The organism is bacterium (assembly GCA_035505375.1).
GTDB lineage: Bacteria > Hydrothermota > Tepidihabitantia > Tepidihabitantales > Tepidihabitantaceae > UBA2258.
In genome coordinates this window covers 1-16,648 of record DATJQV010000083.1, presented here as the reverse complement: position 1 = coordinate 16,648, position 16,648 = coordinate 1, and the positions used below count along the sequence as shown (strand labels likewise).

The 16,648-nt window shown below is 62.8% G+C and carries 13 protein-coding genes; 6 read left to right on the top strand and 7 right to left on the bottom strand.

What is annotated here, in order from left to right:
- Positions 1-12 precede the first annotated feature (12 nt).
- Together VMH22_14465 and VMH22_14460 are read right to left on the bottom strand one after the other, a co-directional pair.
- Complete coding sequence (locus VMH22_14465) at positions 13-2,691, bottom strand: YncE family protein (protein ID HTW92892.1); 2,679 nt, start codon at positions 2,689-2,691, stop codon at positions 13-15.
- Between the two features lie 69 nt (positions 2,692-2,760).
- Positions 2,761-4,446 (bottom strand): FlgD immunoglobulin-like domain containing protein, encoded by a 1,686-nt coding sequence (locus tag VMH22_14460; GenBank protein HTW92891.1) that lies wholly within the window; start codon positions 4,444-4,446, stop codon positions 2,761-2,763.
- A 279-nt stretch (positions 4,447-4,725) separates the two neighbouring features.
- Here VMH22_14460 and VMH22_14455 point away from each other — a divergent pair, with 279 nt between their 5' ends.
- From VMH22_14455 to VMH22_14435, 5 genes are read left to right on the top strand one after another with little or no spacing between them, the layout of a single operon-like run.
- On the top strand, positions 4,726-5,061 hold the full coding sequence (locus VMH22_14455) for a DUF3467 domain-containing protein (GenBank protein ID HTW92890.1): 336 nt from the start codon (positions 4,726-4,728) through the stop codon (positions 5,059-5,061).
- Positions 5,062-5,068: 7 nt separating this feature from the next.
- Positions 5,069-6,442 carry a hypothetical protein gene (locus VMH22_14450; protein ID HTW92889.1) on the top strand — a complete coding sequence of 458 codons (1,374 nt, stop codon included), beginning with the start codon at positions 5,069-5,071 and terminating at the stop codon, positions 6,440-6,442.
- A complete protein-coding gene (locus VMH22_14445; GenBank protein HTW92888.1) occupies positions 6,442-7,068 on the top strand; it encodes a site-2 protease family protein in 627 nt (208 codons plus the stop codon). Before VMH22_14450 ends, VMH22_14445 begins: the two co-directional genes overlap by 1 nt.
- A 1-nt stretch (position 7,069) precedes the next feature.
- Positions 7,070-9,748: a DNA translocase FtsK 4TM domain-containing protein gene (locus VMH22_14440; protein ID HTW92887.1), complete on the top strand. Its 2,679-nt coding sequence runs from the start codon at positions 7,070-7,072 to the stop codon at positions 9,746-9,748.
- Entirely contained in the window at positions 9,745-10,407 is a 663-nt protein-coding gene (locus VMH22_14435; protein HTW92886.1) for a hypothetical protein, read from the top strand. Before VMH22_14440 ends, VMH22_14435 begins: the two co-directional genes overlap by 4 nt.
- Positions 10,408-10,434: 27 nt before the next feature.
- Here the strand turns inward: VMH22_14435 and VMH22_14430 are convergent, their stop codons facing one another.
- The 5 genes from VMH22_14430 to VMH22_14410 form a co-directional block, all read right to left on the bottom strand.
- Positions 10,435-11,448 carry an ROK family protein gene (locus VMH22_14430; GenBank protein HTW92885.1) on the bottom strand — a complete coding sequence of 338 codons (1,014 nt, stop codon included), beginning with the start codon at positions 11,446-11,448 and terminating at the stop codon, positions 10,435-10,437.
- A gap of 6 nt (positions 11,449-11,454) precedes the next feature.
- Positions 11,455-12,759, bottom strand: a complete 1,305-nt coding sequence (locus VMH22_14425) for a putative sugar nucleotidyl transferase (GenBank protein ID HTW92884.1) — start codon at positions 12,757-12,759, stop codon at positions 11,455-11,457.
- A gap of 67 nt (positions 12,760-12,826) precedes the next feature.
- Positions 12,827-13,189: a four helix bundle protein gene (locus VMH22_14420; protein HTW92883.1), complete on the bottom strand. Its 363-nt coding sequence runs from the start codon at positions 13,187-13,189 to the stop codon at positions 12,827-12,829.
- A gap of 35 nt (positions 13,190-13,224) precedes the next feature.
- Positions 13,225-14,235: an isoaspartyl peptidase/L-asparaginase gene (locus VMH22_14415; protein ID HTW92882.1), complete on the bottom strand. Its 1,011-nt coding sequence runs from the start codon at positions 14,233-14,235 to the stop codon at positions 13,225-13,227.
- Positions 14,236-14,865 (bottom strand): four helix bundle suffix domain-containing protein, encoded by a 630-nt coding sequence (locus tag VMH22_14410; protein ID HTW92881.1) that lies wholly within the window; start codon positions 14,863-14,865, stop codon positions 14,236-14,238.
- A gap of 547 nt (positions 14,866-15,412) precedes the next feature.
- Between VMH22_14410 and VMH22_14405 the strand changes: the two genes are divergently transcribed.
- Positions 15,413-16,648 (top strand): hypothetical protein (locus VMH22_14405; GenBank protein ID HTW92880.1); only part of this gene is annotated, 1,236 nt, incomplete at its 3' end.

The window sequence follows — 16,648 nt, the reverse complement described above, 5'->3', positions numbered from 1 at the left end:
CATGGTTGCCAACTACTTCGCCAGCACGACCTTCGTGACGCTAGACGCTTGACGCCTCACGCTCGACGCCTGACGGATGAAGTACACCCCCGGCGCGAGGCGGCTCACGTCATTCGCGCCTTGATGAAGGTCCATTACCTTCCGCCCGGCTGCGTCGAGCAGTTCCGTCCGGTCTCCTGTCTTCTGTCCCCGGTCTCCTGTCAACAGCACGCCGCGGACGATGGTCGGCAGCTTCGCCGCTTGGAGCCTGGTACTTATCGTTCCCGCAAGTCCGGGCGCGAGTCCGACACGATACACCGGGTAGACCTCAATGTTACCGGCGAACGGCGAGCCCAACCCGAGGTCGTTCGGAGTCGCGGCCTGGGCCTCGAGCGGCACGCAGCAGATGAAGTTCTCGCCTGGAATCAGGGAGTCGGTGCCCCAGTTGTAGGACCACATGATAGAGTCGGTTCCCGCACCGCTGGTGACGTTCGCCCAGCTCCACGCCCTCTGAGCCGTGCCCAGCCGGTTGCACACGCCCATCATCGCAGTCCCGGCGGGCGACGAGCGATTCACTGCCTTGCCGGTAAGCGTCGGACGATTGAACGAAGTCGTATCCCCCGGCAGCGGATTGAATGCCGCGCGCACTTTCGTGTCGTTCACCGGCGCATCCGCTATCACTGTCACGCTGCTGTCCCCGTTGTTCGCGACGTAGATTCTGCCGGTTACCGGGTTCACCGCGACCGCGATGGGCTCCGGGCCGACGGCCACCGTGGTCGCGGAGTTGGTGGCAGCGTCGATCATTGTTACGCTGCTGTCACCGTTGTTCGCGACGTAGACCTTGTTGGTAATCGTATTCACCGCCACCGCAAATGGTTCTGTGCCGGCGGGAACCGTAGCCATGGTGTCGGTCGCGCCGTCAATCACGGTCACGTTGTTGCTGCCGTCGTTCGCGACGTATATCCGGTTGGTGACCGGGTTCACTGCTACGGCATCGGGGTTCGTGCCGACGGCCAAAGTGGATGTAACGTTGGTCACGCCGTCGATCACGGTCACGTTGTTGCCGGCGTAGTTCGCGACGTAGATCTTGTTGGCGACCGGGTTCACCGCGAGGGCATAGGGATACAAACCCGCGGCGACACTGCTTGTGTCATTGGTGGCACCGTCGATGATTGTCACTCTGCGGCTGGTCTCGTCCGCGACGTAGATCTTGCTGGTGACCGGGTTCACCGCCACGGCAGCGGGCCACGAACCGACGGCCACGTTGGTTGTGGCGTTGGTCACACCGTCGACCACGGTGACGTTGTTGCTGCCGCCGTTCGCAACGTATACCTTGTTGGTGACCGGATTCACCGCCACAGCATCGGGGTTTGCACCGGTGGTCACCGTAGCGGTGTCATTGGTCGGGCCGTCAATCACCGACACATTACCGCTGCCGTAGTTCGCGACGTAGATCTTGTCGGTGACCGGGTTCACCGCCACGGCAATGGGGCCCGTGCCGGCGACCACGGTGGCGGTGTCGCCGGACGCGCCGTCAATCACCGACACATTGCCGCTGCCATAGTTCGCGACGTAAATCTTGTCGGTAACCGGGTTCACCGCCACGGCTTTCGGGGACGCACCGCCGCACACCGAGGCGGTGTCGTTGCTCGCGCCGTCGATGACCGTCACATCGTTGCTGTGGTAGTTCAGCACGAAGGCCTTGCCGGTGACCGGATTCACGACGACGGCGAAAGGACCTGTCCCGACGGCCAATGCCTCCGTGCGGTTCGTCGCGCCGTCGATTACAGTCACACTATCCCCGTGCCAGTTCGCAACGTAGACCTTGTTGGTGGCCGGATTGACCGCGACGGCCCAGGGGCTTGAGTCCGTGGCGACCAAGGCCGTGTCGTTCGTCACACCGTCGATGACCGTGACGCTGTTGCTTAGGTAGTTCGCGACGTAGACCTTGTTAGTGACAGGATTCACGGCCACCGCATAGGGTGTGATTCCTGCCGGTACGGTGGCCGTGCCATTGGTCGCGCCGTCAACAACGGTCACGCTGTTGCCTGCGCTGTTGGTGACGTAAACCTTGTTGGTGACCACGTCTGCCGCCACGGCATTGGGCAGCAGACCGACGGGTACGAGCGCTGTGTCGTTGGTTGCGCCGTTGATGACCGTAACGTCGGCGCTGTTGTAGTTGGTCACGTAGATTCTGTTCGTGACCGGGTTCACGGCTACGGCGCAGGGACTGGAGTCCGCGGGCACGGTGGTCGTGACGTTGGTCGCGCCGTCAATGACGGTCACGTCATCACTGCCGCTGTTGGTAACGTAAACCTTGTCGGTCACGGCGTTCACCGCCACCGCATTGGGTCTCAGGCCAACGGTAACCTGCAGTGTATCGTTGGTCCCGCCCTGAATCACCGTAACCGTGCCGCTCGCCGAGTTCGCAACATAGATCTTGTCTGTAACCGGGTTCACCGCCACGGCAGCGGGGTTCGAACCGACGCCTACCAGTGTCACGTTGTAGGTCGCGCCGTCGATCACTGCCACGTTGTTGCTGTTGAAGTTGGCGACGTAGGTTCTGTTGGTCACCGGGTTCACGGCTCCGGCCCAAGGCGTATTCCCTACTGGCACCGTGGTCGTGACCCAATCCGCTGAAGCGGTTCCAATGCACGCCGCGACGGCCACGCACACGGCCAGCCTGTGTGCTCTACTGCTGGTTGCTCTCATCTTACCTCCCGACTTGGTGACGTCAACGGTGCTGACAACTTGAGGTCGGTAGCGTGACGACATGTTTCTTTACCTTTGCAGAACAAGCTTGCGCGTGGCGGTGAAGCCACCGGCCTCGAACCGCGCCAGGTAGATACCGGCCCCGGCGATGCGGCCGTTGCCGTCCCGGCCATCCCAAACGAACGAGTAGCGGCCCGGAGCCAGCCGCGAACTGCAGATCGTCCGTATTACCGTACCGGCTGCGGAGTAGATTCTCAGCGTCGCCGGTGTCTGGCGCGGGACGCCGAAGCGGAGAACTGCCCGGTCCACGGACGGGCACGGTGCGACCCTGTCCAGCGAGAAAACTCCGGGTAGTCTGCTCCGGTCGGCGATGCCGGTGAACGGGCTGACGAAGACCGAGCCGCGGGCCGCGTCGTTGGCCGTGTCGAGGTCACCTGATAACATCGTGGAACAGGTCACCGCAAACGTGCCGAGATCGAGCGCAGTCCAGTCCGCAAATTCGGCCGTATCAATCGCGCCGGGCGCGAGCGTGAGCGACACGGTATCGGCGTAGCCGCTGCCGATGACGAGCCGGACGTCAAGCGTTTCTCCCGATGAACCGAAGTTGTGGACCACGGCCCGCGGCGTGACCGTTGCGCCGGAGTCAACCGTATCGCGGGGCGCAAGTATCTGGGTTGCTCCCACATCATGGGTGGGGATGTTCAAGCCGCAGTACTCGCTGATCGTCAAGTAGCTCGTGTCCAGGTCCTGGCGTCCGCCAAACACCCAGATGCCGGGAACGCCCGTGCCGCCCGCCGCTGCCGGGATGAACACGCCGGCGTAGTTGCGGCGGCGCTGGTTGAGTCTGGGGAACGTATCCCACGTGTCGGTCGCCGTGTGATAGATGTAGCAGTTAGACGACTCGTAGGGCCACATCCCGCGCCCGGCAACGATGATGTCGCCCGCGAAGCCGCTCGGGTCGTTGGAGTTGAATCCGAAGGCCCGCACCTGGGAGTTCGAATCGGGCATCCTGGCAACCATGGTCCAGCCGGCTGATGTGTCGTTGAGGTTAAGCCGTTGGCACTCGGAACGCGGATACAGCATTGAGGTCGACCAAGTGTCGCCGCCGCAGACGTAGAGGAATGAGTCGACCGTCGCGACAATCGGGTACGCCCGAGCCAGCGGCATGTCCTTGAGCTGCGACCAGCGCGAACCGGCCGAAGCGAGCGGGTTGAAGGACCAGGTCTGACCCGATGTCTTGGAAGCGGAATCGCTGAACCCTCCGACAGTGTAGATGACGTTGTCGTACACGATGGAAGATTGGGCAACGGTTATCCAGCTGTCACAACGCCCCGGGAACTGGTCGGTGGAGAGCATGACGGCAGTATTGCTCACGGGGTAGTAAACCTGAAGCGAGTCAACGTAGTTGGGATAGCTGTCGCGGCGGCCGCCAACGATGTAGAGACCGAACGTATCGCCGTTGAGCACGTCATGGTTGTCGCGCAGGAGACAGACATCGTAGTTGGATACCGGCACAGGCATGCTCACACTGTCGTCGGCATAAACTCCGGTCGCGGGCGTGTAGCTGTAGACCTCGCCGGACGTCGTGGAGTAGCCGAGGCGGCCGCCGGGAAAGTAGACTCTGGCCGTGCCCGGGAAGTACTCGCCGTCGAAACGACCGTATGGAAACGGCGCTGTAGGCCCGGTCTGCCAGGACTGGCCCACGACGATTCCGGCCAACGTCAAACATACAAGCGATACCGCGAGTTTGTTCATCCCTTACCTCCTTGGGGTTTGCGGTCCGAGTGGGAAAAGCCGGGGACAGAGCGACGGAGCGCCTGAGTCTGACGGGGCGCGGTGCAGTCCCCGTCATCCCGCATCGGACTTGAGTTATACCATCCTGTGCCCCGTTGTCAAGACGGAACGCAATCGCGGGTCGGGCGAAGGCAGAAGCTGGAGCATCCGGAGTTCTGCGCTCTGCACTCTCGCTGCTCGCCTCCAGCATCGCCTGGGTCTGCCGGCCCTCGCCTTGACTCTCCTGCCTCTGCCTCTAGAATGTCCGCCAAAGGAGTCATCATGCCTCAGGAAGAGAATCGTCCAGCACAGCAGGGACCGCCGGTCCAGATTGAGATAGGAGAGAAGGAATCCGAGGGCGTCTATTCGAATTTCGTCCTCATCGCCCATTCGGCGTCCGAGTTCATCATCGACTTTGCCCGCATCCTGCCCGGCCTGCCCAAGGCCAAGGTGTTCTCACGCATCGTGATGACCCCGCAGCACGCCACCCTGTTGCACAATGCCCTGTCCGACAACATCAAGAAGTACGAAGACCGCTTCGGGAAGATAAAGCTCCACGGCAAAGAAGAAGACATCGCCCGCAGCATGGGATTCTGAGCAGCGCTTGCAGCGCGCAAGTACGAAGGACAAGGTCCAAAGGACAAAGTCCGGTTTCCTCGCCACGCGGGACATGACCGAAATCGGCTCGGCGATTTCGGATCGGGTCCCGAGTGGGCAGCGTAGCCTGCTCGAACGGCTGGGTGAGATTGCGCACCACCTTGGCACGCGGTCGTTCCTTGTCGGCGGCCCGGTGCGTGACCTGTTGCTCGGTCAGACGCGAGAACGACAGGAGACAGGAGACCGGAGACCGTCCTCCGTCGTCCAATTGCCGGACCTCGACATCGCGGTCGAAGACAAGTCGCATGAGTTCGGAGCGGCGGTCGCCAAGGAGCTTGGCGGCCGCTTTGTCTATCACGCGCGCTTCTTGTCCGGCTCCGTCATTCTGCCCCCGGCCCCTGATCCCCGATCCCCGACCCCGGTGCATATCGATATCACCCAGACCCGGGCCGAGACCTATGCGACGCCGGCTGTGCTCCCGACAGTCAGGCCCGCGAGCATCGTCGGTGACCTCGGTCGTCGCGACTTCACCATCAATGCGATGGCCATGGAGATTACCCCGGCTTCGTTCGGCGCATTCATCGACCCCTTCGATGGCCGAGCCGACATGAAATCGCGTCAGGTTCGAGTTCTCCACGCCCGCAGCTTCATCGACGACCCGACCCGCATCTTCCGGTGCATCCGGTTCGCCGTCCGCCTCGGGTTCGAGATTGAGCCGGGCACGCTCGCGCCGATGCGCGCGGCGATTGAGCAGCGCCTGCCTGCGTTTCTCACACCGGAACGGATTCTGTATGAACTACGGCTCATCTGCGCCGAACCGCTGGCGGTGCCGATGGTCAAGATGCTCGTCCGCGAACGGGTACTGGAGGCCGCCTGGCGCTGGACTCCGCCCGCCGGTTTCATGCGCGCGTTCGCTCGGCTGGGCGCGGTTCCGCCTTCATCCCTTCCCGATTCATCCCTTCTGTTCATCTACTGGCTCAGCGTGTTGCCGCTGACCGAACGTTTCCCCATCCGCAAGGAAGAGCGGGACGCGGCCAAAGCGGTGGCGGGCTTTGCGGAGCTCAAGCACAAGCTCAGGCACAAGCCGATGCCCAGCGAGGTCTACAGGACGCTCCGGTCCGTACCTGAGCCGGCGTTGCAGATTCTGGCTGTGTTGGAAACGAAGGCCGTGAGCGCGAACATCCGCGCATTTCTGGACGATTACAGCAAGGTACGCATCGCCGCGACCGGCGCGGACCTGCGCGGTCTGGGATTGGCGCCGGGGCCGAGGTACCGGGAGATTCTGGATGAATTGCTTTTCGCGCGTCTGGACGGTAGAATCCGCGCCGTGTCGGAAGAACGCGCGCTACTGCAGAAACTCGCCCGGCAGAGGGCTGGCTGATGTTCGACTTCCAGGGCATCATTCTCTCCGCGCCCGCGATTCTGTTCGGGCTCACGATCCACGAGTTCAGCCACGGCTGGGTAGCCTGGCGGCTCGGCGACCCGACCGCGAAGATGATGGGGCGACTGACGCTGAACCCGCTCAAGCATCTCGACCCTATCGGTACTATCGCGCTCTTCCTTTTCCGGTTCGGCTGGGCCAAGCCGGTGCCGATCGACCCGCGCAACTTCCGTCACCCGACGCGTGACCTTGCCATTTCCGGCCTGGCCGGCCCGGCCGCGAATCTACTCACCGCTGCGGTCGCCGGCCTCATCCTGCGCGGGCTCATACTGCTCCACGTCGGTGGATTTGTCGCCACGCTCACAGCCTACTTTGTGATCTTCAATCTCATTCTCTGCTTCTTCAACCTGATACCAATCCCGCCCCTCGACGGCTCGCGCCTGCTCTTGCACCTGCTGCCGCCCAGCCTCGCCGCCGGCTACGCTCAAATCGAGCGCTACGGGTTCATCATCCTCATCGGCATTATCCTGCTCGGGCAGGTCACCAACATCAATATCCTGTGGCTCTACATGGGTCCGCTCTTGCGGATATTCAGTCAACTCTTCGTCGGCCAGCCGATCGCCTGACATGGCAAAGAGAACGACGCCGAGCAGCTCCTCGAACCGCGGCGCGCGTATCGCACTCATCATCGCCGCGGCAATCGTCATTCTCTTCACCTTCGCGAGTCTGGTCTGCCACTACTTCGTCAACCGGCCGCCGAGCACGAACTACTGCGGCCCGCTCGGCTACTGGCTGGCCCGGGGCCTCGACAAGCCGTTCGGCAAAACCAGTCTGCTCATACCGATACTTCTGGTCGTGGTCGGGTTGCTCTACCTGCGCCGCGGCAAGGGCTGGCGGACGTGGGGCGCCGGACTGGCCTGGTTGGTCGGCCTGTACGTGCTGGTCGGGTTGTTTTCCTACCAGACGCACATGGCCGGCAACATAACCGGCAGCCTCGGCAGCCGGGTCGCGGCCCTGCTGCTGACCTGGCTCGGGTTCGGCGCGTACGCGATCGCCGCCTTGACGGTTCCGCTGGGATTGGGCATGCTGGAGAAACGGACGGAGGAAAGAGACCTGACCCAGGTCGGATTCATGGCATTGCTCGGCCTCTACCTCGACCTCTTCCTCGCCTACTTCGGAGGGCGCTGGTCCCTGCCCGGCCCGCCGCCGCAGTCGGCGTTGTACCCACTCGGCGGAAAGGTGGGCCTGATTATCGTCCACGGACTCGAGAAACTCATTGGCCCGGCCGGATCCCTGATTCTGCTCCTCGGCACGTTCCTGATGGTCCTCGCGCTGTTCACGAAACTGCGGGTGCCGGAGCTCGGTTGGCTGCGCCGGCTCTTCGCGGCGCTCTTCGCCCGACCCAAACGAGAGCCTGAACCGAAGCCCTTGATTGCCGCCCCGAGTCTCGACAAGCAGGCAGCAGCGGCTGAAGCCACCGGCCTCAAGCCGCAAGCCCCGAGCCCCGGGACGCGGCCTGCAGCCGAACCGGTGTCGGTCGCGTCCGACGAGTCGGACCAGTCAGACGCAGACGATGCGTCGGAACCTGAGGAAGACCAATCGCCAATCGTCAATCGCAAATCGGAAATCCAGCGTGAGCCGCCGCGGCGGCACCAACCCCTGAAATACAACCTCAGTGACTTCCAGAAGCAATTCCTCGATGCGCTCGACCAGCCGGGCGAGAAGGACCACGTATTCAAGGACCGGAAGGAGTCCGAGGCCGAAGCCCTGGTGCTGATCGACAAGCTGAAGCAGTTCGGCATCGAGGGCCGCATCTCGGACATCCAGTCCGGCCCGATGATCACCCGGTTCGAGATGGAGCCCGCGCCCGGCGTCAAGATCCAGTCGATATCCAGCCGCCAGGACGACATCTCGCTCGCGCTCGCCGCCGAGCGCATCCGGATACTCGCGCCCATTCCCGGCAAGAACGCCGTGGGCATCGAGGTGCCGAACAAGGAACGCCGCACCGTGTACCTGCGCGAGGTACTGACCAGCGAACCGTTCCGCGACGTGAAGTCGCCGCTCGGGTTCGCCCTCGGCACGACCATCACCGGCGAGCCGTACAGCGCCGACCTGCGCACGATGCCGCACATCCTCATCGCCGGCACCACCGGGTCGGGCAAGTCGGTCTGCATCAACTCCCTGATGGCGTCAATCATCTACCGGTCCGGGCCGGACTACGTCCGCTTCCTGACCATCGACCCCAAGCAGCTCGAGCTGCCGGTCTACAATCCGATTCCGCATCTGCTCGGCACCACCACCATCGACCCGGACAAAGCGGTCAAGGAGCTCGGCCGGGTTGTGGAAATCATGGAGGCGCGCTACGGCGAGTTCGCGAACCTCGGCGTGCGCGACATCGTCGGCTACAACGAGCGGGCCGAGCAGGAAGGGTTCGAGCGCAAGCCCTACATCGTCGTCATCATCGACGAACTGGCCGACCTGATGCTCCGCGCGCCGAACGAAATCGAGATGCGCATCACCCGCCTCGCCCAGATGTCACGCGCCGTCGGCATCCACCTCGTGCTCGCGACCCAGCGGCCTTCGGTCGACGTCATTACCGGTCTCATCAAGGCGAATTTCCCCTGCCGCACGGCATTCCAGGTCGCGTCCAAGACCGACTCGCGCACGATTCTCGACATGAACGGCGCCGAGTCGCTGCTGGGCAGGGGCGACATGCTCTTCCTGCCGCCGGGCAAGGGTGAACCCACGCGGCTCCACGGCTCGTTCGTGTCGGACCGGGCGGCCAAGCGCATCGTCGACCTCTGGGCCCGCACCTACCTTGCCGAATTGCTCGCCGGCCTCGTCGAGAACCCGGCCGAGTGCGCGCGCAGGATGGTCGAAGCCGACGTCGTCGACCTGCTCTACGACCGGGAAAAGTCCGGGGTCCGCCGCAAGCTCGACGACATGCGCACGATTCTGCCCGAAGAAGTTGTTGACAATCTCATGTCCAGGAAATACTATGAGACACTGCCTGAAGAGAGCCCGCAGGTTCAAGCCGAGCGGAGCCGGGCACAGGAAGAAGACCGCGAGCGCGATGAGAAGTTCGCCGAGGCCGCGCAAATCGTGGTACGACATAGAGAGGCATCAGTTTCAATGTTACAGCGACGTCTTGACATCGGCTGGGCGCGTGCCGGCCGGATAATTGACCAACTCGAACAGGCCGGCGTGGTCGGCCCTTACGTCGGGTCGAAATCCCGCAAGGTCCTCGTCGACAACGAGGCCGACCTGCAGAAGCTGCTATCCGGCGGGAAGGCGCAAACGCCATGATTGACCGCAAGACGGTGATGAGCTGGGTCACCATGCTCGCCGACATGATTCCCTGTCGCACCTATGACCAGATGGTGCATTTCATCAAGTCCAAACCCGAAGGCAAGATTATCGCCCCCAAGCCCGAGATAAAGATCGAGGACCACTGGTTCTCAATCCGGCGCCACAACGACGCGGTCACCGGCGAAGACATCCTGGAGATTTTCATCGGCAACAACGAGTCCGGCGACGATTACATGGGCTACGACCGGATCGACCCGCGCTGGCACGACGCCGAGGGCCGGGACATGAAACGCTGGGAACTGACCCGCGCCTACATGCACCCCAAGTACCGCGGACAGAACTACTCTCTGTTCATGGTTGAGATGGTGATGGCGCTCGCCCGCAAGAACCAGGCCAAGTCGGTCGTCGCCTACCCGCGTCACGTCGCGATGCTCGTGACACTCCTGAACAACGGCTTTCGCACGATGGAAGGGAACTACGACGCGACCCTCCATCGCATCCTGAAACAGGGTAAGCAGTGGTACGGCAACAATACGGCGCAGCGCCGGCTGTACTACGCCCAGGAGTTCCGGCCGTTCATCCAGGACGGCAGCTTCATCATGGAAAGGCCCATCGCCGCGCCCGGATTCTGGCACTACCTGATGGAGAAAGTCTGACCCGCTAGCGCTTCCGCAATCTGAAATCTAGAATCCAGAATCCAAAATCGTTCTTAGTCTGCTCGCCCCGACAATCCCCGCGTCTATCCCAAGTTCAGAGAAAACTACATCCAGCCGTCTGCCCGGCAGCGCCTGTGTCCGGCGGAACACCGACTTTCGCACCGCATCGAGTAGAGGCCGGCCGATACGGCTCACGCCGCCGCCGATGACTATCCTCTCCGGGTCCAGCAGCTCCACGGCGTTGGCCAGCGCCGTCCCCAGATAGTCGCCGACTTCCCCGACCAGCTTCAGGGCCAGACTGTCGCCGGCGCGCGCGGCCCGGCCGATTTCACGCATCGTAATCCCGGCCGTCTCGCCTCGGGCCAGCTCCAGCATCAGGCTGGGGCCTTCGGACTTCGCGCCGGGGAAAAGCGAGGTCTGGTTCTTGTGGTCCTTGAGCCGCTTCTGCTGCGCCCGCACGCGCTTCCGGGCCCGGTCCTCCACGTAGCGCGCCCCGATGTAGCGCTCGACGCAGCCGTTGTGACCACACTCGCACGGCAGCCCGTCCGCGAAGATAGCGGCGTGACCGATTTCTCCGGCCGCGTCATTGGCGCCGGTCAGCAACCGGCCGTCCGCGATTATCCCACCGCCGACGCCGGTGCCGAGCGTCACGCAGAGCAGATGCCTGCAGCCCCGCCCCGCGCCACACAACCACTCTCCCAACGCCACCACGTTCGCATCGTTGGCACAGTACACCGGCAGGCCGATGAGACCCTCCAGATCCCGCTTCACCGCGGTACCGCTCCAGCCCGGCAGGTTCGGCGGAACCCGGACGATACCGGCCGTGTGATCAACCAGCCCCGCAATCCCGATGCCGACCGAGGCCACCTTGCGCCGCCGCCGCAGCTCTTCGACTACCGCGGCGACGCGCTTCAGCGCCGGTCCGGGTCCGGACGTGGCCCGCGTCGCAAGAACGCGCCGTGCCTTGACCCGGCCCGCGCCGTCAACCAGCCCGATTTTCGTGTTGGTGCCGCCGATGTCGATGCCGAAATCGAACGGCATTACGCTCTACGCACCATGCTCTGGGAAAACGGGGACTGTACCGCGCGTCCTCGCGCTTCGTGGGACTGTCCCCGTTTTCCCCGCGCATCTTGCATACAGCGCCCGCAGCGCCTGCTCATAGGCCGGGCTCAGTTCCACTCTGCGTCGCGACATCACCTTGCGGGCGTTGGAAATGACGTGGCCGAGCGGCCAGTGCGTCTTGCTGCCCCAGGCAAACGGCGTAATCTCCTTGGGCGAAAGCCCCGGTTCGAACCAGTTGGCGAATGTGCCGATACGCGTACCGGTATTGATGAGCGTGCCTATCGCCGTCTTGGCGTGGTCGCCGATGAAGCAGCCTACTTTGAGCAGACCGGTGTCTATTGTCTTCCCCTGCCACATCACTTCGACCGGCTGGTACGCATTCTTCAGGTCCGAGTTCGTCGTCATTGCCCCCAGGTTCGCCCACTCGCCGACAAAGGCGTGACCGATGAACCCGTCGTGGTGCTTGTTGGCGTGGCCCTGGAAAATGCTCGCCTCGACCTCGCCGCCGATGCGACACTGCGGCCCGAAACTGCAACCCGGCCGAACCTTGGCGCCGTCAATCAGAGTTCCCGGCCCTATGTAGCACGGTCCCTCGACGAAGCTGCCCGGCCTGACGACTGCATCCCGGTCAATGAACACCGGCCCCGTCTCAGTGCTGATAACTGTGCCCGGCCACACACGGCTCCCCGGCTCCATGTGCAGCTTCTTCCGGTCACCGACTACTGCCGCGCCCGGCTCGATTCGCCCTTCGTCTGACTTCTGACTTCCAGCATCCAGCTTCTCGCTTCTGACTTCGACCTCTCTGAGAAGCTCCGCCGCGTTGTACTCAATCACGTCCCACGGCCACCTCACCACCCGCGCCTTCACCTGTTCTTCGGCCAGGTCGGCGCGCAGGCCCCGCACTGATTCTAGTTCGGCCGCTCGCTCCTCGCTCACTCGGAAGCCAACCACTTCGTCACCTGCCATCAACACCGCCTCCGGCCCCTTGGTCGGCACCGCGTCATCGAGAATGCACGTAGCAGACAAAAATAGACACCCCGACTCGTTTCGTGTCCTTCGTGTCTTCGTGGCTTCAGTGTCCGGTCTGGAATTGACTCGGCAGTCCGGATACGCTTCGGCAGTGATGCCTGCGACCTCGTCACGCACCCAAAGGAGCATGGGCTGAGCCGGGTATAGGCGGCGCAGCTTCTCCAGCAGCGTGAATCTCCCGCAGCGCAGGTCGAATGCAGCCCGCAAATCGCAGGTCGGCGACAGCCGGTCAAGGCCATCGCCTTCATAGATGCAAATCACGGGTCTAGGATATTGCCGACCCACCGCAAGTCAAGGCCAACCGATTCTAGATTGCTGATTTTAGATTTTAGATTTGCCGAACGCGGGACCTAAGCGTCTTGATTGACGCCACCGTCATTGCCACCAGCTCATCGGCCTCGCTGACCAGATCCGCGACTTTGCTCGCGGGCACTGTCCCACTCTCCACTAGCAACTCCAACCAATAGATGGTCTCGTCGGACTCTTCCAGAACGATTCCGAGCTTGGCGACAACGTCGGCTACCGACCGACCTCTGCAGGCCGCACGATAGTTGGCGCCAACTGACGTTGCGGAACGCAGCAACTGCCGGCTGACCACGTCCGCAGTCCGACTTCTCGGCAGCGCCTCTACGAGCCGTATCACGGCGAGTCCAAGTTCCTTCGTCCTCCGTTTGAACTCCCGCTCGTCCATCGTCCCTCCTCAATCTAGAATCATCAATCTAAAATCTAAAATGTGACGGCTATCTCGGCCCGCTGCTGTTCAACTTCCCCGCCGCCACCGCTCCACTGGAAGTAATCCAGTCCTTTGACGACCGGTCCCGTGCTAACCACGCACGACTCCCCGTGGTGGTCAATCGCATGGATGATGACCGGCCCCAGATACCCGCCCTTGAGCGCCCGCAGGTCGCGCACGGCCTCCAGACACGCCTCGCGCACGCCGGCGCCTGCCTTCATGTACTGCACCACCGATCGCGCGGTACAGGCGCGGATGGTCATCTCTCCCACGTGAGTGCACCCGCAGGCGCCGTAGCGTTTGTCGGCGTACAGCCCGGCACCGATGACTGGCGAATCACCCAGCCTACCAGGGTAGCACTGCGCCCAGCCCGACGTGCTTGTGCCTGCAGCGATGTTGCCTTCTCTATCCAGGCACAGGTACACTACGGTTCCGCCTGCCGTCTTGTCGCGGCTCGACTCCCAAGCAAGCCGCACCAGCTCTTCCCCGGACAGGTTGCACTCGACCCCCTCCCTTCTATTCCCTCCCCCTTGAGGGGGAGGGAAGGGTGAGGGTGGCACGCACGGCCCATTACCTACGCGAATCTCAGCAGCAGGCGCATGCTCCTTCATCCAAAGCTCGTACCTGGTCCGCGCGTCTTCGGTCAGCATCTCAGCTCGCTCCGCGCCGATCTCCTTGGCGAATCGCTCCGCGCCCTCGCTCACCAGGAACACGTGCGGGAGGCGCTCCATCACCTGCCGCGCAACCGACACCGCGTGCAGGAAATACCGCAGGTTACCGACCGCGCCGGCCCGACCGGTCGCGCCGTCCATCACCGCCGCGTCGCAACTCACGACGCCGAGCAGGTCCGGCGCTCCGCCGCGACCGACCGAATCAACGCTCACGTCCGCTTCGACCTCACGGATTCCAGCCTCGACCGCATCCAGGGCCGTTCCGCCGCGCTCCAGAATCTCCCGCGCGGCCTTCATGCCTACTCCGCCCTCGCAATTGGAAAGAATCATCATCTAGCTACTGCTCCTCTTCTCAGTTCGCACCCGGTATAGCCTCTCCGTAAAACCGCCCTCCCTCTCAAAGGTAGACGCCTGTGCCGCAAGCTGCCGGTCGAGCAGATGGCAGCAGACGTTGAGTAGCGAAAGCGCGCCGTTGGCCGCCAGCTCGGCCGACCGCCACTGACCACCACGGACCTTCACGGACTTGTCCTTTGTCCGTGTCCATCCTTGTCCGTCCGTGTTCGTCTGTGACTGCTCTTGCCCCACCCACGCCGCAAACTCCTCCATCGAGGCAACCCGCCTCGCCTTGAACCGCACCAGTGCGGGTTGGCTTGGCTCCCACTGCTCCAGCTCCCTCTGTCTCAGGAAGTCCTCGTAGTCCAGGCGCAGTTCCTCAAGGCTGGCCCGCGCCACGTTCGTCAGCTTCAGCTCCGTCTTCTTGGATGTGCCGGAAGCAAGGCTGCCTTCGGCGATGTTCTGCACGCCCGAACGCGCCGCCTGTACCATCTGGTCATGCGTGCGGGAACGCTTGTCTACGTAGCGGTCGCAGAACCTGACCGTCACATCATACACAAGCTGCGCGACCTGGAAGCTCCTCAGCTTCCGATATCCGCCATGCTTCGGAATCAGTGGCTCGCCGGTAATGGTCCGCCTCTCATTCACCGCGTCCGTGCTCGTGTGTGTACGTCCGTGCCCGTCCCTGCCGGACTCTCACCAGCCCGGCTCCCGGGCCTGCTGCCAAGCCCCAATCTCTTCGTACGTCCTGAACGTCGCCATTGCCCTGCCTCCTCAACGATAGACGATCAACGATGAACGAACTCTCCGCTTCCGGTAACCGCCGTGCTTCGGAATCAGCGGATCGCTCACCGGCGCTGGCTCGTGGTTCATCGTGTCTGGCGAATCATAGATGCCACCTGCCCCGTGTCAACTCGGGCCGTACTCCCGCCCCAAACCCGATATTGAACCACCAAGACACCAAGAGCACCAAGCAGACAGAGCCGATTTCCGTCCTCACCCTCTTTGTGTCTTTGTGCCTTTGTGGTGAGTTTCTGTGTCGGATTCAGGGTCTCGCACACGCATTGACATCGGGCCGGTCGAGACCTAGACTTGGTGACTGACCGGAGGTCGAAGTATCAGCCTGATTGTCAAGCAGAGAAGGCCGCCTATCAAGGCATTGCTCTTGTGTTGCGTATTGGCAGGCCTAGCATTGGAGGCAGGCGCCCGAGAACTGGACATCTACCCGACAATCACCGGCAATGCAACGCTGTATCTCGACGATCAGGGCGGGAGCGCGTACTACAAGGGCAATGGCTACCTACGATATGGCTTCGATTTCTTGGAACACTATGCCTATTGGTACCAAGCCTTCCTGAAGTTCAATCTGGATTCGCTGCCGAACACCTGCCTCATTGTGTCCGCGGAGTTGGACTACTGCCAGCAGTCGCATCATATGGGACTACCACAGGTTGATGTCAAGATCATTCGGGACCCGGAGTCTCTGAGTGCTGGGGACCTCATGGCCGAGATTGGCAGCGCCGCCGCCGTCACACCTGTCTACGAGTCGCAAGATAGCTGGAACTCGGTGCCGTTCGACACGGCGGCGTTTTCTCTTCTTGACTCGTGCCGCCACGCGGGCTGGGCATCCCTAGGCATCCATTACCCAGACGGACCCAACTACAGTGCATCGGCGGACGGATACGACAGTGACAGCCCGCCGTGCCTGCGCATCGAGTACGTATTGCCCGGCGAAACCGACATCCAGGCGCTACGCGCCGAGTTGCTGACGTACCCAGTGGCTGCTCGTGGAGCAGACACCGCGTCGCTGACGCTCACCAACAAGGGCCCGTATGCATCGGGGATGCTTTGGGCGTGCGCATCCTTGGGACTCACGCGTGAGTCCACGCTTGTCCAGCCAATTACGATCGGTGACACGGTCTCGGTGCACATCGCCTTGCCCGCACCGCCGACCCGAGACACGATGATAGACTACAGCCTGTGGGCAAACTACGAGACCGACTTTCGACGCTCCAACGACTCGGCGCAGTTCCAATGCTGGTCGTTTCCAGCCTCGACCTATGCCGCCGAGGGATTTGATGGGTCGGCGTTCCCGCCGCAGGGCTGGTCTGTCATGGACCTCGACAGTCAAGCTCGTGGCTGGAAGCACAGAGCGGACTCGGGCCTCAGCCACTCAGGAGCTGGATTCGCATCGTGCCCAGACGAGTCGACGGGGACCAGCGACGACTGGCTGATAGGCACCCCAATCTGCCCTGGAGGCCAGTATCGACATGACTCGGTGGGGTTTTTCGTCCGGGGCACGTCACGGGTGGCGCCGGACACACTCGATGTCTTGGCGATGAGCGTCAGTCACTTACCTGTCACCCTCTTGTCGCTCGACACATGGACCACGGCGTACTGCCGTCACTCGGTG

What these genes read in the sequence shown, in the direction of transcription:
- VMH22_14465 (HTW92892.1), bottom strand. Translation starts at nt 2,691, where the DNA reads ATGAGAGCAACCAGCAGTAGAGCACACAGGCTGGCCGTGTGCGTGGCC.
- VMH22_14460 (HTW92891.1), bottom strand. Translation starts at nt 4,446, where the DNA reads ATGAACAAACTCGCGGTATCGCTTGTATGTTTGACGTTGGCCGGAATC.
- VMH22_14455 (HTW92890.1), top strand. Translation starts at nt 4,726, where the DNA reads ATGTCCGCCAAAGGAGTCATCATGCCTCAGGAAGAGAATCGTCCAGCA.
- VMH22_14445 (HTW92888.1), top strand. Translation starts at nt 6,442, where the DNA reads ATGTTCGACTTCCAGGGCATCATTCTCTCCGCGCCCGCGATTCTGTTC.
- VMH22_14440 (HTW92887.1), top strand. Translation starts at nt 7,070, where the DNA reads ATGGCAAAGAGAACGACGCCGAGCAGCTCCTCGAACCGCGGCGCGCGT.
- VMH22_14435 (HTW92886.1), top strand. Translation starts at nt 9,745, where the DNA reads ATGATTGACCGCAAGACGGTGATGAGCTGGGTCACCATGCTCGCCGAC.
- VMH22_14430 (HTW92885.1), bottom strand. Translation starts at nt 11,448, where the DNA reads ATGCCGTTCGATTTCGGCATCGACATCGGCGGCACCAACACGAAAATC.
- VMH22_14420 (HTW92883.1), bottom strand. Translation starts at nt 13,189, where the DNA reads ATGGACGAGCGGGAGTTCAAACGGAGGACGAAGGAACTTGGACTCGCC.
- VMH22_14415 (HTW92882.1), bottom strand. Translation starts at nt 14,235, where the DNA reads ATGATGATTCTTTCCAATTGCGAGGGCGGAGTAGGCATGAAGGCCGCG.